At 57.6% G+C, this 20,983-nt stretch carries 17 protein-coding genes and 1 riboswitch; of the genes, 2 read left to right on the top strand and 15 right to left on the bottom strand.

What is annotated here, in order from left to right; translation table 11 throughout:
* Positions 1-67 precede the first annotated feature (67 nt).
* The 9 genes from B7E11_RS16805 to B7E11_RS16765 form a co-directional block, all read right to left on the bottom strand.
* Positions 68-1,726 carry a S1C family serine protease gene (locus B7E11_RS16805; RefSeq protein ID WP_080836702.1) on the bottom strand — a complete coding sequence of 553 codons (1,659 nt, stop codon included), beginning with the start codon at positions 1,724-1,726 and terminating at the stop codon, positions 68-70.
* 797 nt (positions 1,727-2,523) lie between these two features.
* Complete coding sequence (locus B7E11_RS16800; protein ID WP_080836700.1) at positions 2,524-2,937, bottom strand: YugN family protein; 414 nt, start codon at positions 2,935-2,937, stop codon at positions 2,524-2,526.
* Positions 2,938-3,049: 112 nt separating this feature from the next.
* Positions 3,050-3,715 (bottom strand): response regulator, encoded by a 666-nt coding sequence (locus tag B7E11_RS16795; protein ID WP_080836698.1) that lies wholly within the window; start codon positions 3,713-3,715, stop codon positions 3,050-3,052.
* Entirely contained in the window at positions 3,712-4,767 is a 1,056-nt protein-coding gene (locus B7E11_RS16790; RefSeq protein WP_080836696.1) for a sensor histidine kinase, read from the bottom strand. The genes B7E11_RS16795 and B7E11_RS16790 overlap by 4 nt, the downstream gene beginning before the upstream one ends.
* 6 nt (positions 4,768-4,773) lie before the next feature.
* A complete protein-coding gene (gene liaF, locus B7E11_RS16785) occupies positions 4,774-5,796 on the bottom strand; it encodes a cell wall-active antibiotics response protein LiaF (RefSeq protein WP_139787231.1) in 1,023 nt (340 codons plus the stop codon).
* A 234-nt stretch (positions 5,797-6,030) separates the two neighbouring features.
* On the bottom strand, positions 6,031-6,588 hold the full coding sequence (locus B7E11_RS16780; protein ID WP_080836692.1) for an RNA polymerase sigma factor: 558 nt from the start codon (positions 6,586-6,588) through the stop codon (positions 6,031-6,033).
* 114 nt (positions 6,589-6,702) lie between these two features.
* Complete coding sequence (locus B7E11_RS16775) at positions 6,703-7,374, bottom strand: 3D domain-containing protein (protein ID WP_080836691.1); 672 nt, start codon at positions 7,372-7,374, stop codon at positions 6,703-6,705.
* Between the two features lie 85 nt (positions 7,375-7,459).
* Positions 7,460-9,400, bottom strand: a complete 1,941-nt coding sequence (thrS, locus tag B7E11_RS16770) for a threonine--tRNA ligase (protein WP_080836689.1) — start codon at positions 9,398-9,400, stop codon at positions 7,460-7,462.
* A gap of 397 nt (positions 9,401-9,797) precedes the next feature.
* Complete coding sequence (locus B7E11_RS16765; protein WP_176220794.1) at positions 9,798-10,664, bottom strand: putative sporulation protein YtxC; 867 nt, start codon at positions 10,662-10,664, stop codon at positions 9,798-9,800.
* 144 nt (positions 10,665-10,808) lie between these two features.
* On the opposite strand from B7E11_RS16765, the gene B7E11_RS16760 reads away from it, so the two are divergent.
* On the top strand, positions 10,809-11,906 hold the full coding sequence (locus tag B7E11_RS16760) for a GGDEF domain-containing protein (RefSeq protein ID WP_080836685.1): 1,098 nt from the start codon (positions 10,809-10,811) through the stop codon (positions 11,904-11,906).
* 155 nt (positions 11,907-12,061) lie between these two features.
* On the opposite strand, the gene mqnC is transcribed toward B7E11_RS16760, so the two are convergent.
* The 5 genes from mqnC to B7E11_RS16735 all read right to left on the bottom strand — a co-directional run bounded on the left by mqnC (position 12,062) and on the right by B7E11_RS16735 (position 18,410).
* Positions 12,062-13,198: a cyclic dehypoxanthinyl futalosine synthase gene (gene mqnC / locus B7E11_RS16755; RefSeq protein WP_080836683.1), complete on the bottom strand. Its 1,137-nt coding sequence runs from the start codon at positions 13,196-13,198 to the stop codon at positions 12,062-12,064.
* 144 nt (positions 13,199-13,342) lie between these two features.
* Complete coding sequence (locus B7E11_RS16750) at positions 13,343-14,524, bottom strand: trans-sulfuration enzyme family protein (protein ID WP_080836681.1); 1,182 nt, start codon at positions 14,522-14,524, stop codon at positions 13,343-13,345.
* Positions 14,525-14,531: 7 nt separating this feature from the next.
* Positions 14,532-15,692 (bottom strand): PLP-dependent transferase, encoded by a 1,161-nt coding sequence (locus B7E11_RS16745; RefSeq protein WP_139787230.1) that lies wholly within the window; start codon positions 15,690-15,692, stop codon positions 14,532-14,534.
* 28 nt (positions 15,693-15,720) lie between these two features.
* On the bottom strand, positions 15,721-16,638 hold the full coding sequence (metA, locus tag B7E11_RS16740) for a homoserine O-acetyltransferase MetA (RefSeq protein ID WP_080836675.1): 918 nt from the start codon (positions 16,636-16,638) through the stop codon (positions 15,721-15,723).
* Between the two features lie 96 nt (positions 16,639-16,734).
* A riboswitch (SAM riboswitch) is annotated at positions 16,735-16,853 on the bottom strand.
* A 210-nt stretch (positions 16,854-17,063) separates the two neighbouring features.
* Positions 17,064-18,410, bottom strand: a complete 1,347-nt coding sequence (locus B7E11_RS16735; protein WP_080836672.1) for an ISLre2-like element ISTco1 family transposase — start codon at positions 18,408-18,410, stop codon at positions 17,064-17,066.
* Between the two features lie 410 nt (positions 18,411-18,820).
* On the opposite strand from B7E11_RS16735, the gene corA reads away from it, so the two are divergent.
* Positions 18,821-19,756, top strand: a complete 936-nt coding sequence (gene corA, locus B7E11_RS16730; RefSeq protein WP_080836670.1) for a magnesium/cobalt transporter CorA — start codon at positions 18,821-18,823, stop codon at positions 19,754-19,756.
* Positions 19,757-19,820: 64 nt separating this feature from the next.
* On the opposite strand, the gene B7E11_RS16725 is transcribed toward corA, so the two are convergent.
* Positions 19,821-20,816: an HRDC domain-containing protein gene (locus B7E11_RS16725; protein WP_080836668.1), complete on the bottom strand. Its 996-nt coding sequence runs from the start codon at positions 20,814-20,816 to the stop codon at positions 19,821-19,823.
* Positions 20,817-20,983 lie beyond the last annotated feature (167 nt).

Below are 20,983 nucleotides of genomic sequence, written 5' to 3'. Positions count from 1 at the left end.
TTATCATAACCCGATTTTAAACGAAAAGGACAGCCCTGGTAGACTGCCCTTTTCGTACGATTGCCGCTTACTCTTCGGTTTGCTGCGATGCGTCGTACTCGTTTTTGTCGCCGATCGTGACCGTCAAATCGATTTCCTTGCCGCCCCGGATGACATTCAGCGTCACCTTGTCGCCGACGTTTTTGGCGCGGATCGCGTCGGTCAGTTCATCCGGCGTATTGTATTTCGTTCCGTCGATGCCGACAATGACGTCGTATTGGCGAAGGTCCCCGTTGTAGGCGGGCGTGTTGTACAGCACGTTGTAGACGAGCGATCCGTCCGTGCTGCTCAGGCCCAACTGGCGGGCCGTCGATTCGGTCAGCGCCTGCAAGTTCGCGCCGATATACGGAATCGGTTCCTTCGGAATTTCCGTGTTCGTCTTCAGGTTTTCCAGCACTTCGCTGATCGTGCTCGTCGGAATGGCGAAGCCGATGCCTTGCGCTTCCGAGCTGACGGCCGTATTGATGCCGATTACTTCGCCGTTCATGTTAATGAGCGGGCCGCCGGAGTTGCCGGGGTTGATCGAAGCGTCCGTTTGCAGCAGATGCTCGTAATTGCGGGTGCCGTTAGTGTCCTGGATGCTGATTTCGCGCTCGTTGGAGCTGAGAACTCCGACAGTGACGGTATGGTCGAAGCCATACGGGTTGCCGATGGCGACGACCCAATCGCCCATGTTGAGCGCGTTGGAATCGCCGAGCTTCAGCGTCGGGAAGTTGCTGCCTTCGATTTTCAGGACGGCCAGGTCGAGATCGTAGCTGGAGCCGAGCAATTCCGCCGTGAACGGCTCTTCGAACCCTTGCACGGTGACCTTGATTTCGGTCGCGCCTTCGATCACGTGCTCGTTCGTCAAAATATAACCGGTCGAATCGAAGAAGAAGCCGGAACCCGTTCCCGTTTGCTGCAGCGAATCGCTTCCCTGGCCGCCTTGGCTGTCCTGCTCATCCCCGAAAAACTGCCGGAAGAACGGATCGTCCATCCAGAAGTTATTGGAACCGGACCGGGACGATGCGTACGTTTCGATTTTGACGACGGCCGGGCTCGCTTGCTCGAAAATCGCCGAAATGTTGTCCGGCCGGGTCGTATCGGCAACGTTGCTGACCGTGCTTCCGCTCTGCGCCGACGGGGACGGACTGGAAGTCGTGCCGGTTGCGGCGGTCAACGCCTGATCGCCGCCGAACCAGTTGTAACGGTCTGCCGAAAACATCAGGCCGCCGACGACAAGCACGCCGACCATGAAGGAAGCGAAAATCGCCAGGAACGGGGAGCGGCGGCGCTTTTGCGGGGGCGCTTCCCAATTGCGGCCTCCCGAGACGGTAAACGGACGGTAATCCCGGGTCACGGGCACAAGCTCGGGCTTATCGCCTCCGTCTCCTCCGCCCGACTGCGACGACCCGGCGAAAGGACCGTACGTATATACGTTCGAGCTTGGCGAAGACGATTCGTTCGCATCGCGGTGATTCGGGCTTCCGTCGCTCGCTCCGTATCCGCTGTAGCCGTTATATTTGGTAGTTGCGGAGGACGTTCCGTAGCTCCCGGGCCTATGAGGCCGGAAAATCGTCTCCTCGTCGGAAGAAGCGGATTCCGCCGCCTTCGTTTCCCCTTGCGTTTCGTTCATCTTTTCGGACGCGTCGTCGCGGCCGTATCGGAATCCGAACAGATCGTCGTTTCTTTTGTTTTGGTCGTCCATAGGGTCATTCCTCCTGGAAGGCCGCCGCGGTCGCGTTCGCGGTTGCCATATCGTTCATGATTCTATATTCGGCTATTTACCTTAAAGCTATATTAAAACGAAATAAATGTGAATTAAATCTTCCATTCGCCCTTTATCGCCTATTCCCCCGAAAAAGTCAAATTCATTTTCATATCCGGTTCTCCCTTTCTCTCAATCATCGCTTACCGAGATGGGCGCCGGCTCCGATTCGATATCGCGGAAATTCTATCTTAACTCATCATGCGGAATAAAATCATCACGCACACATCGCAAAGTCGGACCGTCAAGCGGTTCTGCACATGCTTTTGTATGATACTTCATACAAAGAACCACTACAAACCGCTTTCACGGGGACATTTGTATGATTTTTCATACAAATTCTGCCCATCAAGCGGTTCTGCACACGCTTTTGTATGATATTTCATACAAAAAACCACTATAAACCGCTTTCTCGGGGATATTTGTATGATTTTTCATACAAACTCGGCCCGGCAGGCGGTTCTGTACACGCTTTTGTATGATATTTCGTACAAACCCGTCTGCGGGATCGTACCGGGCTAGCCGAGCACAAACGTTGCTAGAGGAACGAACGACCGGCAGCCGTCAGGTACCCGCGCTTTTCCGGCAAAAAACCGAAGCCCTCCGGGCAGCCGGAGGGTTGGCAAAACGTAAGGCCGGAGATCCGGCCGGTCGATGTTCGAATTCGCGCATGCAGCCCTAACGATCGTCATTCCCGAAGCAAATTGTTCGAATTAGCGCATGCAGCCCTGCGATCGTCATTCCCGAAGCAGTTGTTCGGCTTCGCTCAACCGCCCTCGCGCCGTTTCGATCCAGCGCGGTTCGATATCCGCATCGCTGTCCAGCGGGTCGGAAAATTGGTCGAACGTCGCCCCGAGCGTTCTCGGCTGGGCTTCCGGATCCAACCCTTCATTATAGACATGCTTCAGCACGTAAGGCTCCTCGAAGCGGATATCCGCCTTGATGTCGTCCGTTTCGCTGTCCAGGCTGCCTCTCGTGACGACGAAAGGCAAACGGAGATAAACCTTTTGCGCTTCGTCCAGCGCGCAATCGAACGATCCGCGCCGGTAATCCCAGTTCCCGCCAAGCGAAAAGCCCTTTTCGCCGAGCGCCCGTCTGGCCGAAGCGAATTCCCGCTCCCGGCCGGTCAAGGACGAAGAGATGGCATACATAGGGACATCCCCTTTTTATAGTATAGCCTATCCTCGTTCGTTCCGTTTTATCCCTTTTTGTGCCTTGGCCGCGATTGATTCTCTCCGCATCGCCCCGAGCCGGGTTCCGCCTTCATTGAGCCCAACCTTTGCGATGGGCGTAAATGGCCAGCTGGGTACGATCCTCGACTTCGCATTTCATCAGCAGATTGCTGACATGGGTTTTGACCGTTTTGATGCTGATGTGCAGCTCGTCCGAGATCTCTTTGTTCGATTTTCCTTCGGCGATCAGCAGCAGCACTTCCCGCTCCCGTTCGGTCAGCCCTTCCCCGTCGCTCTCCACCGTTCGCTGCCTGAGTCCCCGGGTCAGCGCCTGGGACACTTCCCCGCTCATGACCGGCATGCTGCGGACCGCGCCTTGCATCGCATAGATCAGCTCGTCGGCGGAGACCGTTTTCAGCACGTAGCTTACGGCTCCGGCTTCGATCGCTTCCACGACTTTGTCGTCTTCGAGAAAGCTGGTTAAAATAATGATCCTCAAAGAGGGAGCAAGCTCGAGAAGCCGGCGCGTCGCTTCGACTCCGTCCATTTGCGGCATCATCAGGTCCATAAGCACCAGCTCCGGCATGCGTCCGTCGCAGCCTCCCTTGGCGATCAAGCCGACGGCTTCCGCGCCGCTTCCCGCCTCGCCGATCACCTCGAAACGGGAATCGAGCGAGAGGTAGGTTTTAAGGCCGGCACGGACCATCTCGTGATCGTCTACGATGAGCACCGAATAGCTTTTCGTTTCCCCTGTCATGTCGTTCCGTTCTCCTTTGTCTCTGTAGGCTCCGACGCCGACGTGTCAAAAATCGGAAACGAGACGCGGACGCAAGTGCCGTAGCCGGCCTTCGTCACGATTTCCGCCTCTCCTCCGAGCTTTTGGGCGCGCTCCCGCATCGTGGACAACCCGTGCGCTCCCGTTCTCACTTGTTCGTGCCGGAACCCGGCCCCGTCGTCTTCGACCGAAAGCGTCACCTGGTTGCCGGTTTTTCCGAGCAGAAGACGGACCTCCTGCGCATCCGCGTGCTTGACCACGTTCGCCATCGCTTCCTGGACGATCAAAAAAAGCTGGTGCTCGATCGCCTCCGGCAAACGCTCGACAAGCTGCACATCCAAAACGCCCTGAAGGCGATTTTGCCGGCAGTAGTCGGGAAACCAGCGCGACAGCGCGTCGGACAGCGTCTTCCCTTGCAATTCGAGCGGGCGCAGCTGGGCGATCAGCCCCCTCATTTGCCGCTGGGCCATCGCGGACATGTCGATCAACTGGCCCATGACGGAGCTTGCTTGCTCCGGGTTTTTCTCCAGCAGCTTGGGCAGCGAGGAAGCGGACATGTGCAAGGCGAACAGCTGCTGGCTGACCGTGTCGTGCAGGTCCCTTGCCAATCTCCGCCGCTCTTCCTGGACCGCCGCCTCCGCCTGAGCGCCCTCTTCCCGGACCTGCTGCTCGCCCAGCCGCTGCAGCAGCTTCAGCCGATCCTCCAGCTTGCCGAGCATGACGTTGAATTCGCCGTAAGCTTCGGAGAACGCATCTCCCGAGAGATCCGGCAGGCGAACCTGCCAATTGCCGGCGGAAGCCTGCTTCATCGCGAGCTGCAGCTGATCGATCCGCCGCTGCACCCTCATGCCGAGCATATAGGCGACGACGATCATCGCCGCGAGCAGCCCGGCCGCCCACCCGATCCATCGTTCGAAATCGGCCGCGCCCGCGCCGTTGCGGTTCAGCGTCAGGCAAACAAGCGCGAGCATCGCCGCTCCCGATACGACCGCGAACAATACCCATTCCCACTTGCTTCCGCGTCTCCATCGCATGTCCGCTCAGCCTACCTTCGAGACGCGAACATCGCCGATGAACGTGCTGACGACCAGCACGATTTGTTTGTCGTAATCTCCGAAACCGGGCGTCTCGACCGACATATGGTTAAAAAAGCCTTCGCGCTTCTGGTCGAGCAATTTAACGTCGCCGATCAAGCAGTTCGATTCGACCCTGACCGCGACGGACAAATCGTTCGGGACGAATATTTTAACGTCGCCGATGAACGTGGACACGTTGATTCTCGTTTCTCCGAACGGAATATGGGCTCGGGTCATGTCGATTTTCGTGTCGCCGATAAACATCGAAATATTCATCGGCTTCAGCTCGAAATAGTCTTTTCCGATATGAAAATCCCCGATAAACCGGCTGTGATTTTGACCGAAGGGGCCTTGATTTCCGTGATGCCGGTGACCCTGGTAGGCATGGCCCTTCCACTTCGGGTCGGATCCCCACGGCTGCGAGGTTCCAAACTCGCCCGGATTGCGGCGTTCCTCCCGCGCTTCCGGATTGTCGCGACCGCCAAGCTCCTTGTCGTCGAACCGATCGTATTCCGGAGGAGCCGGCGGAGGCCCCATCATCGGGCCCGGGGGCGCCGGCGGAGGCATCATGGGACCCGGAGCGGGCGGCGTCACCGGATTCCATGAGCCGGGATCGTCGCCGTGGCGATGCCGTTTTTTGGACTCGGATTTATTGCCGTTGAAAATAACGGAGATGCCGAACAAAATGAGCGCGACCGGACCGACGATGCGCACCATGTCGCCGAAATCCCAATCGAACCAGTCCAGATTTTTCCCGAGGAAAAAGATCCCGAAAAAGATAATGATAAAATTCCACCAGTAGCCGCCGCCTTTCGCCTGCATCAGCAGGCCGTAAACGCCGACCAGAACGAGCAGCACCGGCCAGAATACGCCGAACAGCTCGCCGATATCCGCATCCACGACTCCCGTCTGGTCCAGCAAAAAAACGAACCCGATCCCGACCAGGATGATTCCCCAAAATAGGCGTTGGATCACCGATTGCTTCATTCCGTCTACCTCCATAGGCCTTTATCTGAAACGTCTCTTATCCGTTCTCGCTACTTTATTATAGCGGCGATGCCGCGCCTCCATAAGCTGCGCGGGTCGGAAATCGGACTCGGTCTCGGGACGGAGACAGCCCGCAGCCGAAGGCAACGCCGGGACGCTGCGAAAAATGAAAACGGCAGCGAAGACCCGCCGTATACGGAAGGTCTTCCGCTGCCGAATGAAGAATAAGAGCGATCAATTGCCGCGATCCGGCCCATGAGGGGTCGTGTATGTACTTCCGGGCTGTTCCCTGTCCTGGGCTTTGACTTTCGCTTTCCCGCGATGGATTCGGGCTTTGACGGTGCCGACGGGCACGTCCAGGGCCGCCGCGATCTCGTCGTCCTTGAAACCGTAATAAAATTTGTAAAGAAGCAGCGTGCGCGTTGCGGGATCCAGCCGTCCCAACACGTCGGAAAGCTCCGCAAGCAATTCCGGACCGTTGTCGGAACGCGCGGCGGGCTCGTACTCCTCATAGCTGTCGGCCAGCCGTTCCGATCTTCGCGCCCGGTTGGCGTTGGACGCCAAATTCGAGGCGATCGTTTTCGCCCATGGAATGATCTTGCCGCTCTCCCGCAGAGTGTCAAGCTTTTCCAAAATTCGAACCCACGCTTCCTGGACGACGTCTCCCGCATCGTTCTTGTCGTACAGGCGGCTTCGAGCGGTTTTAAGCATTTGACGATACAGCTCCGCAAGCATTTCTTCTTCCATTCCGGCCTTGCCCGGCAATGATGAATCTCGCAGGAAGTTCGTCATATCGAGCGGTCACTCCTTGAGAGAATACGTCGTTTCCACTTATCCCCATTGTATCACATTCGCGTCCCGAGGAGAATATTTTACATGTTGCGACGACCCAAAAAACGACAATTTTCATCCGTTGACCGGAACGGCTCCCCGAATGCCGCCCCGTTTCGAACGGTCGGACCCGACGGCTTCCGCCCAGGCATCCAGCATCGCTTCCGTCACTTTGCCGCCGCCTCTGGCAATCACCTGAACGTCCACCGTCCGCTTGCCCCACTCCCGGTAAACCTGGCGGGTCGACGGAAAGTAAAGATCGATTTTGTAGCCTTTGATGCGGGAACCGGTATCGGCGACGACTCCGTATCCGTAACCGGGAATATATAGAAGCGTTCCGAGCGGAAACAGCTTCGGGTCGGCGGCGATGGTGGACACGCTTCCCCTGCGGACTTTCACGCCGGAAAACGTAATGCCGTATTGCGGATGGCCGGGACGTTTTCCCGTCGACTCCTCGCCTGCCGTATATCCGGTCGCGATTACCCGTATCGTCGTCGGTCCGGCCCCCGCGGAGGCCGGACGCACGGCGTCGGGCTTCGGCTCCCGCCTTCCGGCATCGCCGGCCGACGCGGGGAGCGGCGTTGCAAGCGCCGGTTCGTGGCGCTCCGCGGACGGCAAGCGGTCCGCAACTTTTCCCGCGGCTTGCCGGAAGGAAACGCCGGAATAGGCGAGCAGGACGAAACAGATCGCCAAGGCGGCCCCATTGCGGGCCCAACGTTTGATGAAAACAAAAAAGCTTGCTGGCATTCGGCTCACACCTCTAAGGGGTAGACTGCCCAATGCCGGCAAGCGTTATGCGATGATCCTCGCGCCGGGATCCCGAAAGCGCCGTCTAGTCGATCCGCTTGGCAGCGATCTCCCCGGCCGCGCGCGCGATAAAGTCCGCAACCGGCTGCGCCCCGAGGTCGCCTTCCCCGCGGCGCCGCACCGATACCGAGCCGCTGTCGGCCTCGCTTTGGCCGACGATCAGCATGTACGGCACTTTCTCCAATTGGCCCTCGCGGATTTTATAGCCAAGCTTCTCGTTGCGCAAGTCGGTTTCGGCCCGAATTCCGGCTTCCTGCAGCTTCTCCGCGGTTTCCCGGGCGTAATCGTTGAACGCCTGGCTGACCGGGATGATTTTGGCCTGAACCGGCGACAGCCAGAGCGGCAGCGCGCCGACGAAATTTTCCAGCAAAAAGGCGGTCATGCGCTCCATCGTGCTGATAATGCCGCGGTGAATGACGACCGGGCGGTGCTTTTTGCCGTCTTCGCCGACGTATTCGAGCTGGAAGCGCTCCGGCAGCAGCACGTCGATTTGCGCGGTCGACAGCGTTTCTTCCTTGCCGGTCGCGGTTTTGATCTGCACGTCCAGCTTCGGTCCGTAGAAGGCCGCTTCCCCTTCCGCCTCGAAAAACGGCAGGTTCATCTCTTCCACGACTTCGCGAAGCATGCGCTGCGTCGTTTCCCACATCTCGTCGTCCGGCCAGTATTTCTCGGTGTCCTTCGGATCGCGGTACGACAGGCGGAACCGGTAATCCTTGATGCCGAAATCCTCGTAAACGCGCTTGATCAGGTCGACGACGCGAGCGAACTCGTCCTTGATCTGATCCATGCGGCAAAAAATGTGAGCGTCGTTCAGCGTCATCGCGCGCACGCGGTGCAAACCCGTCAGCGCTCCCGACATCTCGTAGCGATGCATCGTCCCGAGCTCGGCGATCCGGATCGGAAGGTCGCGGTAGCTGCGCATGTCGCTCTTGTACACCATCATATGGTGCGGACAGTTCATCGGCCGAAGCACCAGCTCCTCGTTGTCCAGCTCCATCGGCGGGAACATGTCCTCCTGGTAGTGGCCCCAGTGGCCCGACGTTTTGTACAGCTCCACGTTGGCGAGCACCGGCGTATAGACGTGCTGGTAGCCGAGCTTTTCTTCCAGATCGACGATGTAGCGCTCCAGCGTTCTCCGCACCTTGGCTCCGTTCGGCAGCCACAAGGGCAGGCCCTGCCCGACTTGCGGGGAAAACGCGAACATTTTTAATTCCTTGCCGAGCTTGCGGTGATCCCGCTTTTTCGCTTCTTCCAGGAAGTGCAAATGCTCATCCAGTTGGCTTTTCTTGGCGAAAGCCGTTCCGTAAATCCGCTGCAGCATCTTGTTTTTGCTGTCGCCGCGCCAGTAGGCGCCGGCCACGCTGAGCAGCTTGAACGACTTGATGCGTCCTGTCGACGGCAGGTGAGGCCCGCGGCAAAGGTCGAAAAATTCGCCCTGATCGTAAATCGTAATGACCGAATCGGCCGGCAATCCCTCGATCAGCTCCAGCTTGAGCGGATCTTCGAGCTCCTTGTAGATCGCGACCGCTTCGTCGCGCGACACGACGCGGCGGACGATCGGCAAATCTTCCTTGACGATCTTTTCCATTTCGCGCTCGATCTTTTCGAGATCCTCGGGCGTGATCGATTGGTCCATGTCGATATCGTAATAAAAGCCGTCCTCGATGACCGGGCCGATGCCCAGCTTCACGGCTTTATTGCCGTAGAGGCGCTTGATCGCCTGGGCCATCAGATGCGCCGTGCTGTGGCGCATCACCTCGACGCCGTCCGCGGAGTCGAGCGTCACGATTTCGATCGTCGCCTGATCTTCCAATTGCGTCTTGAGATCGACGGTTTTTCCGTTGATTTTGCCGGCGGCGGCATTTTTTCGAAGTCCCGCGCTGATCGAGGCGGCAACGTCGTCGATCGTCGATCCTTCCGCGTATTCCCGGACGGCGCCGTCCGGCAGCTTAATTTGTAAAGCCATAAAACGTGTCCTCCTTCAAATTTGACACCTTGACGCGCCTTATCCCCCGAGAAAGGGCCGCAAACGACAAAAAGCGCCCGTCCCGATAGGGACGAGCGCGTTGTCAGCTCGTGGTTCCACCCTTGTTCAACCGATGCCGTCCGCAGGGGAAGCTTCGGTTCTCAGGCATGATTAACGGTCATGACCCGGCAGCGCATACTTGCCGTCGTTACGTGTTCCGCGCTGCGGCTCGAAAGGGGTCGATGTCAGCCGGTTGCGGAAGGAACTTTCAGCCATCGGTTCCTCTCTCTGGGCCGTCCGTTTCGGACATCGGTGTCTTTCTCATCGCCGATATGATGTGGCTTGCGAATCGCGCAAGGCTGTTGAACGGAATTATACAACCGGCAAGCCTTCCGCGTCAAGTGAGATGTTCCGGGCACAAGGCGGCCCGTTCGCCGAATATGCCCATCAGCGTCCGGATGACCTGCGCTTCCGGGTCGTCGGTATGAATGTAAAGCCGCCGGGGAGAAGCGGCGAGCAGACGGCTGACCAGCATGCTCTCCTCCTCGTCCCCGTCGCCCGATTCCGCGAGGTCGCTTCCTTCCGCGCCATTTCCCTCCGCGTCCCTCTCCAGGGGCCGCAAGCGATCGTCAAGCAGCTTGAAGGCATGTCCTCCGCCATGAAGAACGTGAACTTCGGCCATCTTTACCTCCTGCCATTCCACCATCGTTTGCAGAAGCGACACGAACTCCTGGTATTGCCTTTCCATGAGCCGATCTTCCAGCGCCGTCTCGGCCGCTTCCTTCACCTCCTCCCGGTACTCGCGAAGACGGAAGCGAATAAATCCGTCCAAATTCAAATAGTCATTTTCCTTCAAATAGGCGGCGTAATGCTGACCCAGCCTGCGAATTCGGCGTTCCCGCCCTCTCCCGTTCTCCCGGACGTCCGGTTCCGGCTCGCCATCCAGCAGCGCGATCGTTTCGGCCACGATCAAGTCGATTTCGAAACCATTGCGCAAACCTTGGCCCGTTTCCAAAAAGCGCCGAAGCATTTTCAATTCCCGTTCTTCCACCGTGTACTCCGCCAAAACCTGACCTGTTCGGGAGCAAAACTCGTCCCGCCCCTGCCCGATCTTCAAGCAGCAGCGGATATTTCCGCCCTCTTCGACCGCCCACGGCCCTTCCCCGTCATTTCCGCTCAATCCGGCAAAAGAGCGGTTCAACATCGTCGCCAGTTCGTGCGAAGCCGATTTGCCTGCCGCAATCGTCCAGCTGTCCATTCTCATCATCTCCGCCTCCCGCGATCCCATTATCCTAACTATATGGTGGCCGAATTGGGGATATACGATCGGCGATCGGGTATGGTATATTTTATAAAATGACAACGCGAATGGAATTTTGTTGGGTTCGACAAAACGTGAGGTATCGAAATGATCGGTTCGGAAGAATTGAAAAATTATCGCGCCAAATGGAACCGTCGGCTGCTTAATTGCCTATGGTTCCTTTTTGCGATGGCCGTCGCGATCGAGCTGTTTTATCTGATCGCCCAACCGGACGGCGGGATGACGCCATCGTCAATGGCCCGGCATCTCCGATACGGTTCGCTGAATTTGGCAGCCGTCTTCGCAGCCGAAGCGGCCGTTCGTTTTTTTCCCAAGATTCATGAATACGTTATCGTAGCCGTTTCCGCAACTTTGGCCGTAAGCGTCGCGGTGCTGCACGTCGACGCCCAATTTTTGCTTCTTGCCCTTTTCTTCCCGGTGTTGGTCAGCGTTTTTTACTTTCGAGTCGGCCTGTCGCTTTTCGGTTTCGGCCTTGCGGTAGGCTCTTTCATTGCTCTGGCCTGTATCCATCCCGAAATCCAAAAGTCCGTCACGTTGGATGAAATCATCGGAATTTCGGCCATTCTCTGCATATACAGCGCCGTCGGCATCGGCGTGCTGCTGCGCGGCCGCGATCTGTACCGCAAACTCGCCAAAGCTTACGATGCCCAGCAGCAGCTGCTCGTCCGTTCGATCGTCATGGACAAGCGCGCCAAAACCGACGCCCTGACCGACACTTACAATCACGGGGCGTTCCAGGAGTATTTCTCCAGGCTGACCGAACAAAGCGACTCGGGAAATTTGCGTCTTCACTTGGCGCTAGTGGACATCGACAATTTCAAGCAAGTGAACGATACGTTCGGCCACAGCGCCGGCGACGACGTGCTTCGAGCGATTTCCGGCACGGTCAAATCCTTGATCGGCCCCAACGATATCGCGGCCCGTTACGGCGGAGAGGAGCTGGCCGTGCTCATCACCGAGCGGTCCATTCTGGAAGCGTACGAGCTGATGGAGAACATCCGGGGCGCGGCGGCCGAAATGAAGCATCCGGAGTTGAACGGCCAAGCGGCGACCGTAAGCATCGGCATCGCTTCCCATGCTGCCGGGATGAGCAAGGAGGCTTTTTTCCGCAAAGCGGACGAAGCCTTGTACGAAGCGAAGCGATCGGGAAAAAACCGGACGGTGATGGCGAAAGCCAGAACGTGAGGGAACGGATAAAATCCAGCGAAGGCTATCGGCGTTTGCACGGGGAGAGCACCGGATAGCGGGACCGCTTGATCCTGCACCTTGGAAACAGCAAAAAAGCCTTCCCAGCCGGCTGATTCGCAGGGACGGGAAGGCTTCGCTCAAGCCGAGGGAATTCAATTTTGCATGACGAAGTCTTTCGTCGCGTGTTCGTTCTCTTCGTATACCTTCAAGATTTCATACTGCGTGTTCCGCTGCGCCGGAATTTTGCCGGCTTCGCGGATGATCCGCAGACAGGCTTCGATATTGACTTTGTGCGTCGTTCCGGCCGCGGACACGACGTTCTCCTCCATCATCGTGCTGCCGAAGTCGTTCGCGCCGTACGTAAGCGACAGCTTGCCGATTTCCGGCCCCATCGTCACCCAGGACGATTGGAAATTCGGGATGTTGTCCAGCGCGATCCGGCTGATCGCGAGCGTCTTCAAGTATTCTTCGGGCGTCGCTTTCTCCCGCTTCATGTTCGTGTTGTCCGGCTGGAACGTCCACGGGATAAACGCGAGGAACCCTTTCGACGGATAGCCGTTGTTCACGCATTCGTCCTGCGCGTCGCGGATGCGAAGCAAATGCAGCGCCCGCTCCTCCATCGATTCCCCGAAGCCGATGACCATCGTGCCCGTTGTCGTCATTCCGACCTTGTGCGCGGCGGTCATCACGTCCATCCAGTCGCGCCAGCTGCCTTTCAGGCGGCTGATCTTCTTCCGGGTGCGGTCGTCCAAAATTTCCGCTCCCCCGCCCGGCAGCGAGTCAAGCCCGGCTTCGTGAATTTGGCGCACGACTTCGTCCAGCGAGAGGCCGTTCGACACTTCTTTCATTTTGTGGATTTCCGCAGGCGAGAACGAGTGCATCGTAATTTGCGGGAATCTCGCTTTGATCTTGCGGAGAAGATCGAGATAGTAAGTAAACGGCAAGTTCGGGTTCGTTCCGCCCTGCATCAAAATTTCGGTGCCGCCGACGTCGACGGTTTCCTGGATTTTTTGCAGGATCGCTTCGTCCGGCAGAACGTAGCCTTCCTTCGAGCCCGGAGCGCGGTAAAACGCACAAAACCGGCAATAAACGTCGCAAATATTCGTATAGTTGACGTTCCGGCCGACGACGAACGTCGTGATCGGTTCGGGATGGTGCTTCAGCATGATCTGGTTGGCCGCGTGCCCCATTTTCTCGATTTCATCCGATTCGAACAGCGCGATAACGTCATCGAGCTGCAGTCGTTCCCCGCTTGCGGCCCGTTTCAAAATGGGATCTATCGTACTCATTTCGGTTTCTCCTCCCTCTTGCGCTTCTCTCTGGCCGAAAAAACGTTAACCGATTAACTCGTCTTGTTCATCGTAGCACAAATAAACCGCAGCAGCCACCACTTTCTAAAAGTAAGGGGCGGCGCCGCGGCTTGATAAACGCAATTATTCCGTCGATTCCAGAGCTTGCTGCAAATCCGCGATCAGGTCGTCCGCGTCTTCGAGACCGACCGAGTACCGCACGAGCCCGTCCGTAATTCCCCGGGCCAGCCGGACCTCCTTCGGCATCGCCGCATGGGACATCATCGCCGGGTAAGACAAAATGCTTTCGACCGCGCCGAGGCTGACCGCGACGAGCGGCAAGCGAACGCGCCCCAGCAGCCGGCGGGCCCGTTCTCCGTCGCCAACGTCAAACGACACGACGGCGCCGTACCCGAGCGATTGACGCTCGTGAACCTCGCGGCCCGGATGGCCTTCAAGTCCCGGGTAGTACACGCGCCCGACGGCCGGATGGGCTTGCAGCCACCGGGCCAGCTTGGCCGCCCCGCGCTCGCTCTCCGCCATCCGCACCCGCAGCGTCTTCATCCCCCGCATCAGCAGCCAGCTTTCCTGGGCGCCCAGGACGGTGCCCAGCCCGTTTTGCAGCTGCTTGACGCGGCGGCCGAGCGACTCGTCTCTCGTGACGATCAACCCGGCCAGCACGTCGCTGTGCCCGCCCAAAAATTTGGTCGCGCTGTGGATGACGACGTCAACCCCGAGCTCGATCGGACGCTGATGATAAGGCGTCATGAACGTGTTGTCGAGCATCGACAGCAGTCCGTTCTCTTTGGCCCAACCGGCGACTTCGGCGATGTCGGTAATTTTCAGCGTCGGATTGGACGGCGTCTCGATGAACACCGCTTTCGTGTTCGGCCGGAGCGCCGCCTTAACCTGCTCGAAGTCGGTCATGTCGACGAACGTCGAGTCGATTTGCAGACGGTTCAGCACGGTCGTCAGCAATCGGTAGGTGCCGCCGTAAACGTCCTCCGTCACAATGACGTGGTCGCCCGCGGACAGCAGCAGAAAGGCCGTCGAGATGGCGGCCATCCCGGACGCGAACGCGAAGCCGTTCGCGCCTCCTTCGAGCAGGGCGATATATTCCTCGAGCGCTTCCCGCGTCGGATTGCCCGAGCGGCTGTAATCGTGCTTCGGAGGGTTGTCCAAATCGAAATGATGAAAGGTCGAAGCCTGGAAAATCGGAACGCTGGACGCCCCCGTCGTTTCGTCGATCTCCTTGCCGAAATGAATCAGCTTGGTCGCAAAGCGCGTCTCGTTCCGTTCGAAGTCGGATTCGGATTGTCTGCTCATGTTCGCGTTACTCCTTTCCGATTTCGCGAAGCGCCTCGCCGATCGCGTTGTCCAGGTCGGCGATGAGATCGTCGATATGCTCGATGCCGACCGAGAAGCGCAGCAGCCGATCGTCGACGCCGACCTTGCGGCGGATTTCCTCCGGAATGTCCGCGTGCGTCTGAACCGCCGGATAGGTGAGCAGCGATTCGACGCCGCCCAGGCTTTCCGCGAAGGCGATCAGCTTCAAATGGCGCAAAATCGGCTCGACCGTTCTCGCGTCCTTCATCCGGAACGAGAAAATGCCGGTATTGCCCGATGCCTGGCGCTTCTGGATCTCATGGCCGGGATGGTGGGGCAGCGCCGGATGGTACACTTCCTCGACGGCCGGATGCTCCTTCAGCCATTGCGCGAGCCGGACGGAATTGGATTCGTGCCGCTCCATCCGCAGCGCCAGCGTCTTCATTCCTCTCATCAGCAGCCACGAATCCTGCGGGCCGAGCACGGCGCCGATCGAATTGTGCAAAAACGCCATCTGCTCCGACAGCTCCTTGCCCTTGGTGACGATCAGGCCCGCCAGCACGTCGTTATGCCCGCCCAAATATTTGGTGGCGCTGTGGATGACGATATCGGCGCCGAGCTCGATCGGGCGCTGCAAATACGGCGTCAGCAGCGTGTTGTCAACGATCGTCAGCATGCCCTTGCGCTTGGCCCATGCGGATACCTTCGCAAGATCGGTGATCATCATGAGCGGATTCGTCGGCGTTTCGATGAGCACCGCCTTGGTCGCGGGCGTCCAATGAGCTTCCAGCGCGTCCATGTCGTCGGTGTCGACGTAAGAGGCGGAGACGCCGAAGCGGGACATGATTTTTTCCAGCAAGCGGTAGGTTCCGCCGTACAAATCGAGCGACACAATCAAGTGGTCGCCCTGCCCGAACAAGGCGAAAATCGTTTGCAGCGCAGCCATTCCCGAGCTGCAGGCGAAGCCTGCATCGCCGCTTTCCAAATCGGCCGCGGCGGCCTCAAGCACCGATCTCGTCGGGCTTTTCGTGCGGGAATAGTCGAACCCGGTGCTCTGTCCGAGCTTCGGGTGGCGGAAAGCGGTAGCGTTGTAGATCGGATAGCTTACCGCCCCGGTCTGGGGGTCGTTTTGGGAACCGATTTGGGCCAAGCGGCTTTCAATGTTCATGAATGGTGGCTGCTCCTTCGCGCAATATTTAGATTCCTGCTCCGAGATCGTAAGGCGTTTCCTGGTAGACATAATAGTTCAGCCAATTGGAAAACAGCAGATTCGCGTGCGCCCGCCACGTCGACAGCGGCAACCGGGACGGGTCGTTGTTCGGAAAATAATTTTGCGGCACGTCGATCCGCAGCCCCTTCGCCTTGTCGCGGTCGTACTCCCACTTCAGCGTCAGCGGGTCGTACTCCGAATGGCCGGTCACGAAAATTTGCCTGCCGTTTTCCGTGGCGGCGATGTATACGCCCGAATCTTCGGATTCGGACAGGATCTCGAGGCCCGGCACCTTCTCGATATCCTCGCGCCGCACTTCGGTATGGCGCGATTGCGGCACGTAAAACATCTCGTCGAACCCTCTGAGCAAGCGGACGTTGCGTTTGGCGATCGTGTGCGGGAACACGCCGAACAGCTTTTGCGGCAAATCGTGCTTCGGTACGCCGAAATGGTGATAAAGCCCCGCTTGCGCCGCCCAGCAAATGTGGAACGTCGAGGTTACGTTGCGGGCGCTCCAGTCCATAATGTCCTTCAGCTCTTCCCAGTACGTAACGTCCTCGAACGGAAGCTGCTCGACGGGAGCCCCGGTAATGATCATGCCGTCATACCGCTGATGGCTGATATCGTCGAACGTTTTGTAAAATGTTTCCAAATGCTCCGCCGACGTGTTTTTGGACGTATGGGTTTTCGGGTGAAGCAGAACGACCTCTACCTGCAGCGGCGTATTGCCGATCAGCCGCAGCAGCTGCGTTTCGGTCGTCTCCTTGGTCGGCATCAAATTCAGGATCGCGATTCGCAGCGGCCGAATATCCTGCTTGTAGGCTACGCTCTCATCCATGACGAATATATTCTCTCCGGCGAGAATTTCCTTGGCCGGCAAATGGTCGGGCACTTTAATCGGCATAGCTGTCAGCCTCCTTTGTCGTCGTTTGCGCATCATCGAACAGAAGAAAGGCCCTTTCCGGAGAAAGGGCCGTCGTCGGTAAAGGACCGTGCGCCTCTCTCATCTGTCAGAAACGCCGCGTCCGCGTCCGTTTCCGCAAGAATTAGCACCGTGCGTCGTCGACGCCGGTTGCCGGGCTTCATAGGGCTAGTCCCTCCGCCTGCTCTTGATAAGATGGCAAAACCTATTCGGTTGTAATCAAACTAATCCTAATTTACCCGAAAACGATACCATCGTCAAGCCGAATTCATCATCGGTCAGTGTCAAGCTAGCGTGGGCAGTCATTTAAGATGCCTGGAACGCGAACCCCGAAGGAACCTCTTCCTTGTAAGCGCTTTGCTTCGTTCTTTCATCAAACACAAGTGATTTGTCAGAATTTTTTGCCGTTATCCGCGAAGTGCTTTGAGTGCCATACCCGTTGTGCTGCTTTGCTTCGGTCCTTGCAGCATGCGAATCATTCCAGCGATACAACCCTTGACCGGTTGCGTCACGTTCTTGAGCAATTGCCGCATGTTTATCGACTGCTGCGGCGTTGCCTGCTTACTCGCTTGTCCTTCAACCGTTCTTACCACCGTGCCCGCTTCTTGAATCCTCATCATCGTCCTCAGCATCGCCCTGACGCCTCGCTCACTCCAACTGTACCCGCCACGCTTCGTCCGCTTGGCGAATATACGCATCTGCGATTCCGCGCTTCCCATCGGGCGCATACCGCTTGTGTCGATCCCCTTCGCCTGGAGTGTTTTTCGGTAGTCGTCCAAATGCTTCTCATGCCGCTTTAGAAATCTTTTATACGGCTTCCAATCCTTCCGGTTCTCTTCCGCTATCTCTTGCTCCGACACGCCTTCCAGGACCGCCATAAGCGCGGCTGCATCCTGTTTGGCCAAAGACCGTCTCACGGTCTCCCACACCTGCGGCAAATGACCAACAAAGCGTTTCAAATCACGCGCCACATGAAAGCGGTCCAGCATGTACAGACATTGGTGAAAGTAGGATGTACATTCCCCGATCCACGCCGCGCCGTCTCCGTTCACCACAAGCCACGTGTTCTCGTCGATTTCGTAACGCTCCACCAGAAAGTCCCCGAACCCTTCCCAGAAGTCGCCGCCGCTCGTATGCAGGTAATGCTGTTTGTTCTTCAGCTGTACCCGCTTGCCGTTCTTCTCCCAGCCTTCGTGTACGACTGCAATTGCGTTCTCCATCCCGCGCTTTTTGCTCCGCTGCAGCTTCGTGTACAGCCCATCCACTTCCACGAACAGCACGCGGGCAGCGCGCCGTTTCACCGCTGGCATCGGCTGTTGCGCACGCTCCATCAGTTTTTCCCTGATCGCTTGGTGGCTCAGCACATTGTAGCCCAAAAGCTGCTCCAGCCTCTTTGCGCTGTCCCGGTACGACGGTCCTTGGCTTGCGAATGCGATTGCTGTCTCTTCCAAATGCGGACTGACTTTCCCGCGCCCTTCGAATTGCAACAGCTGATCCAGCAGATACACGTGTTTGCCGCTTCTACGGTCACAGTACAATCTCCGCTTAAAGCGCACATTCCCGAACACTGTGTTGACGCTTGTTTCACGCTCGTCCTTTACTCGATAACGCTCTCGGTCCCGTTGCTCCAGGATCTGCTGATCCAGCGCCTCCAGTACCTGCTTCATCGCACGAGCGAATTCCTCCTGCATTTTCCGGAAAATCCATTGCTCAATCTCTTTCATCGTCGGCATTGTTGTGGTAAAGTGGCTCACAGGAGCTTCCTCCTTCTTGGTGTGTTGTGCGCAAACATCACTTTACCAAGGGAGAAGCTCTTTTTCTATATCCGCTTTTTCCAATTCCTACACCCACAGAGATTTTACACTATCTCATCATCGGCATCGTTTGCCGCCCGTCCGCAAATGTTTCTTGAAAGGGGCTTTGCGGGAGATTATACTTAGGACGGATTGCAGGCTTTATTTCGACACTTTTCGAAGGGGGGAGTCGGCCGTGGAAGGCGATCAGCCGGGACCCAGCAGCATTCGTTCGTCAACCCGCACAGAGCAGGACCGCAAGCCGTCGCGAAGGTTCCGCCGCCCGATTTCGCCGCGGCCGGCCCTTCCTTCTTTTGAACGATCGGCATTACGGCCTCCTGCATGATTTTCATGCAAAGGAGCGGATACCGATGAAAATCCGATTGGTAAACAAAGGCGTCTTTACGCCGGTGGAAGACGTACGCGCGGCGCTGACCCCGCCGGAGGACGGCTTTTACTGGATCGACGCGAACATCGAAGACCTTGTCGACCTTCAGCCGCTGTTCGGGCTGCACGATCTGGCCGTGGAGGACTGCATGACCGAGGAAGAGCAGCGGCCCAAGCTGGAGGTTTACGAAAATCATTATTTCATCGTCATCAACAGCATACGTTTCGACGACGAGGAAATTTTCCTCCGGGCGCTCAACATGTTTCTCGGACGGCACTATCTCATCACCGTAACGCGGCAAAAAATCAACGAGCTTCGTTCGATCAAGCCGATTCTGTGGGAGCAGGAAGTCAACAAGGCCGACCGGCTGCTTTATCATCTCGTCGACATCGTCGTAGACAATTACTTTCTCGTCGGCGACCGGATCGAAGCCCGCATCGACAGTCTCGAAGAGGACATTCTGATGCACTCGAAGAAATCGCACCTGACCGAAATCGTCGGTCTGCGAAGCGAAATTTTATGGCTGAAAAAGGTGCTCGGACCGCAGCGCGACGTCATCGGAGCGCTGAACAAGCGCGATCTCCGGCTCATCGACGACGAGCTGCAGAAGTATTTCGTGGACATTCACGAAAACGCGATTAAAATTTACGAAACGTTCGAGACGTACCGCGATTTGATGGGGAACTTGCGAGAAGCCTACCAGTCGAGCATCAACACGAGGGCCAACGAAATCATGCGCGTTTTTACCGCTCTTACGACGATCTTCATGCCGCTGACCTTCATTACGGGCGTTTACGGGATGAATTTCGATTATATTCCGGGCATGCACGAGGAATACGGCTCGATCGTTTTGCTCGTCATCATGGTTTTGATCGGGTTCGGCATGTTTTATTATTTTCGAAAAAGAGATTGGCTGTAACGGCGCAAACGGACCCCGGGCTTCCCGCCTCAGAAGCGGAAGCGCCGGGGTCTGCCGTTACCGTCTAGACCGCTTGCGCGTCCCGGCGATAACGGATCCGGACGAAGCGAACCTTTTCGTAGCAGCGTTCGGCTTCCCCGCCGCCTTCTTCCGTGACGCCGTAAATCCGCTTGACGAGCGGCTTCAAAAAGCGATCGCCCAAATCCTTCATCGCCTTGAGCGCGCCGTCGATTTCCGTCTGGGGCATGCCGGCCAGCTCCTTATCGACCAGCATCGACACGTCGTAGCCTTCCTCGTCCAGCTTCTCGATCCGCTCGATCAGCTGCCTTCGCGGCACATTCAACTCCCGCTCCAGCTCGTCCAACGTGTGCCCCTGGCGAATGCCGGCCAGCAGCTTGCGCTTTTCCCGGACGAGCGACAGGCTTTTCCCGTATTTCTCCTCCTTCTGGCGGAACGTCCACTCGCTCCACGTGTTCAAATCGATTTTCCGCTCGACCCAATTCAGCGGAAACGAATGCTCCCGCGGCAGCGGCTTCAGCAATTCGAGCAGCTCCGCTCCGTAGCGCTCGGTCTTTCTCGGGCCGAATCCCGGAATTTGCCCGAGCTCCTCCATCGTCCGCGGCACGTAAACGGCCAGCATTTGCAATTCGCGATTCGTCGCCACCAAATAAGCCGCCCGGCGCTCTTCCGCCGACTTGGCGCGTCTCCACTGGCGCAGCGGCTCCAGCTCCTTCTCCCTGTCATTCAAATCGGCGTAGCAAGCCAGCAGCCCCGGCAACGCGGGCGTGCGCTCCCAATAAGGAGCATCCTCCAGCATGCTGTCCAGCAGCGGGCGGAATCCGTCCTTCATCCGCTTGGCGATTCCGTACCGGAACGAGGCCAGCAGCTCTTCCCAGCTCGCGCCTTCATACCAAAGCTCCCGTTCCGCCGTCTCCGCGTCCCGGAGCTCCTGCCATCCGGCCGTCCACATTCCCTGCTCTTCGCCGATAAACACTTGCCCCCGCTCGACGTCCGACAGTCCGGCCGTCCGTTCAAACCGATTCAGAAATACGACTTCCATTCGAGATTCCTCCTTGCCCGCTTCCGCGGCATATTGGCATGTTCCGGCACGAACGCCATGCGGAGACACAAAAAAGCACCTCCCGCCGCATGGACGAAAGAGGTGCTTCCTCTCGAATGCCTGAACTATGTATGGCTATTATACTGAATATGGATCGAATTGGCAAG

This window comes from Cohnella massiliensis, from assembly GCF_900169535.1.
GTDB lineage: Bacteria > Bacillota > Bacilli > Paenibacillales > Paenibacillaceae > Cohnella > Cohnella algarum.
This window is presented reverse-complemented; position numbering and strand designations above follow the sequence as displayed.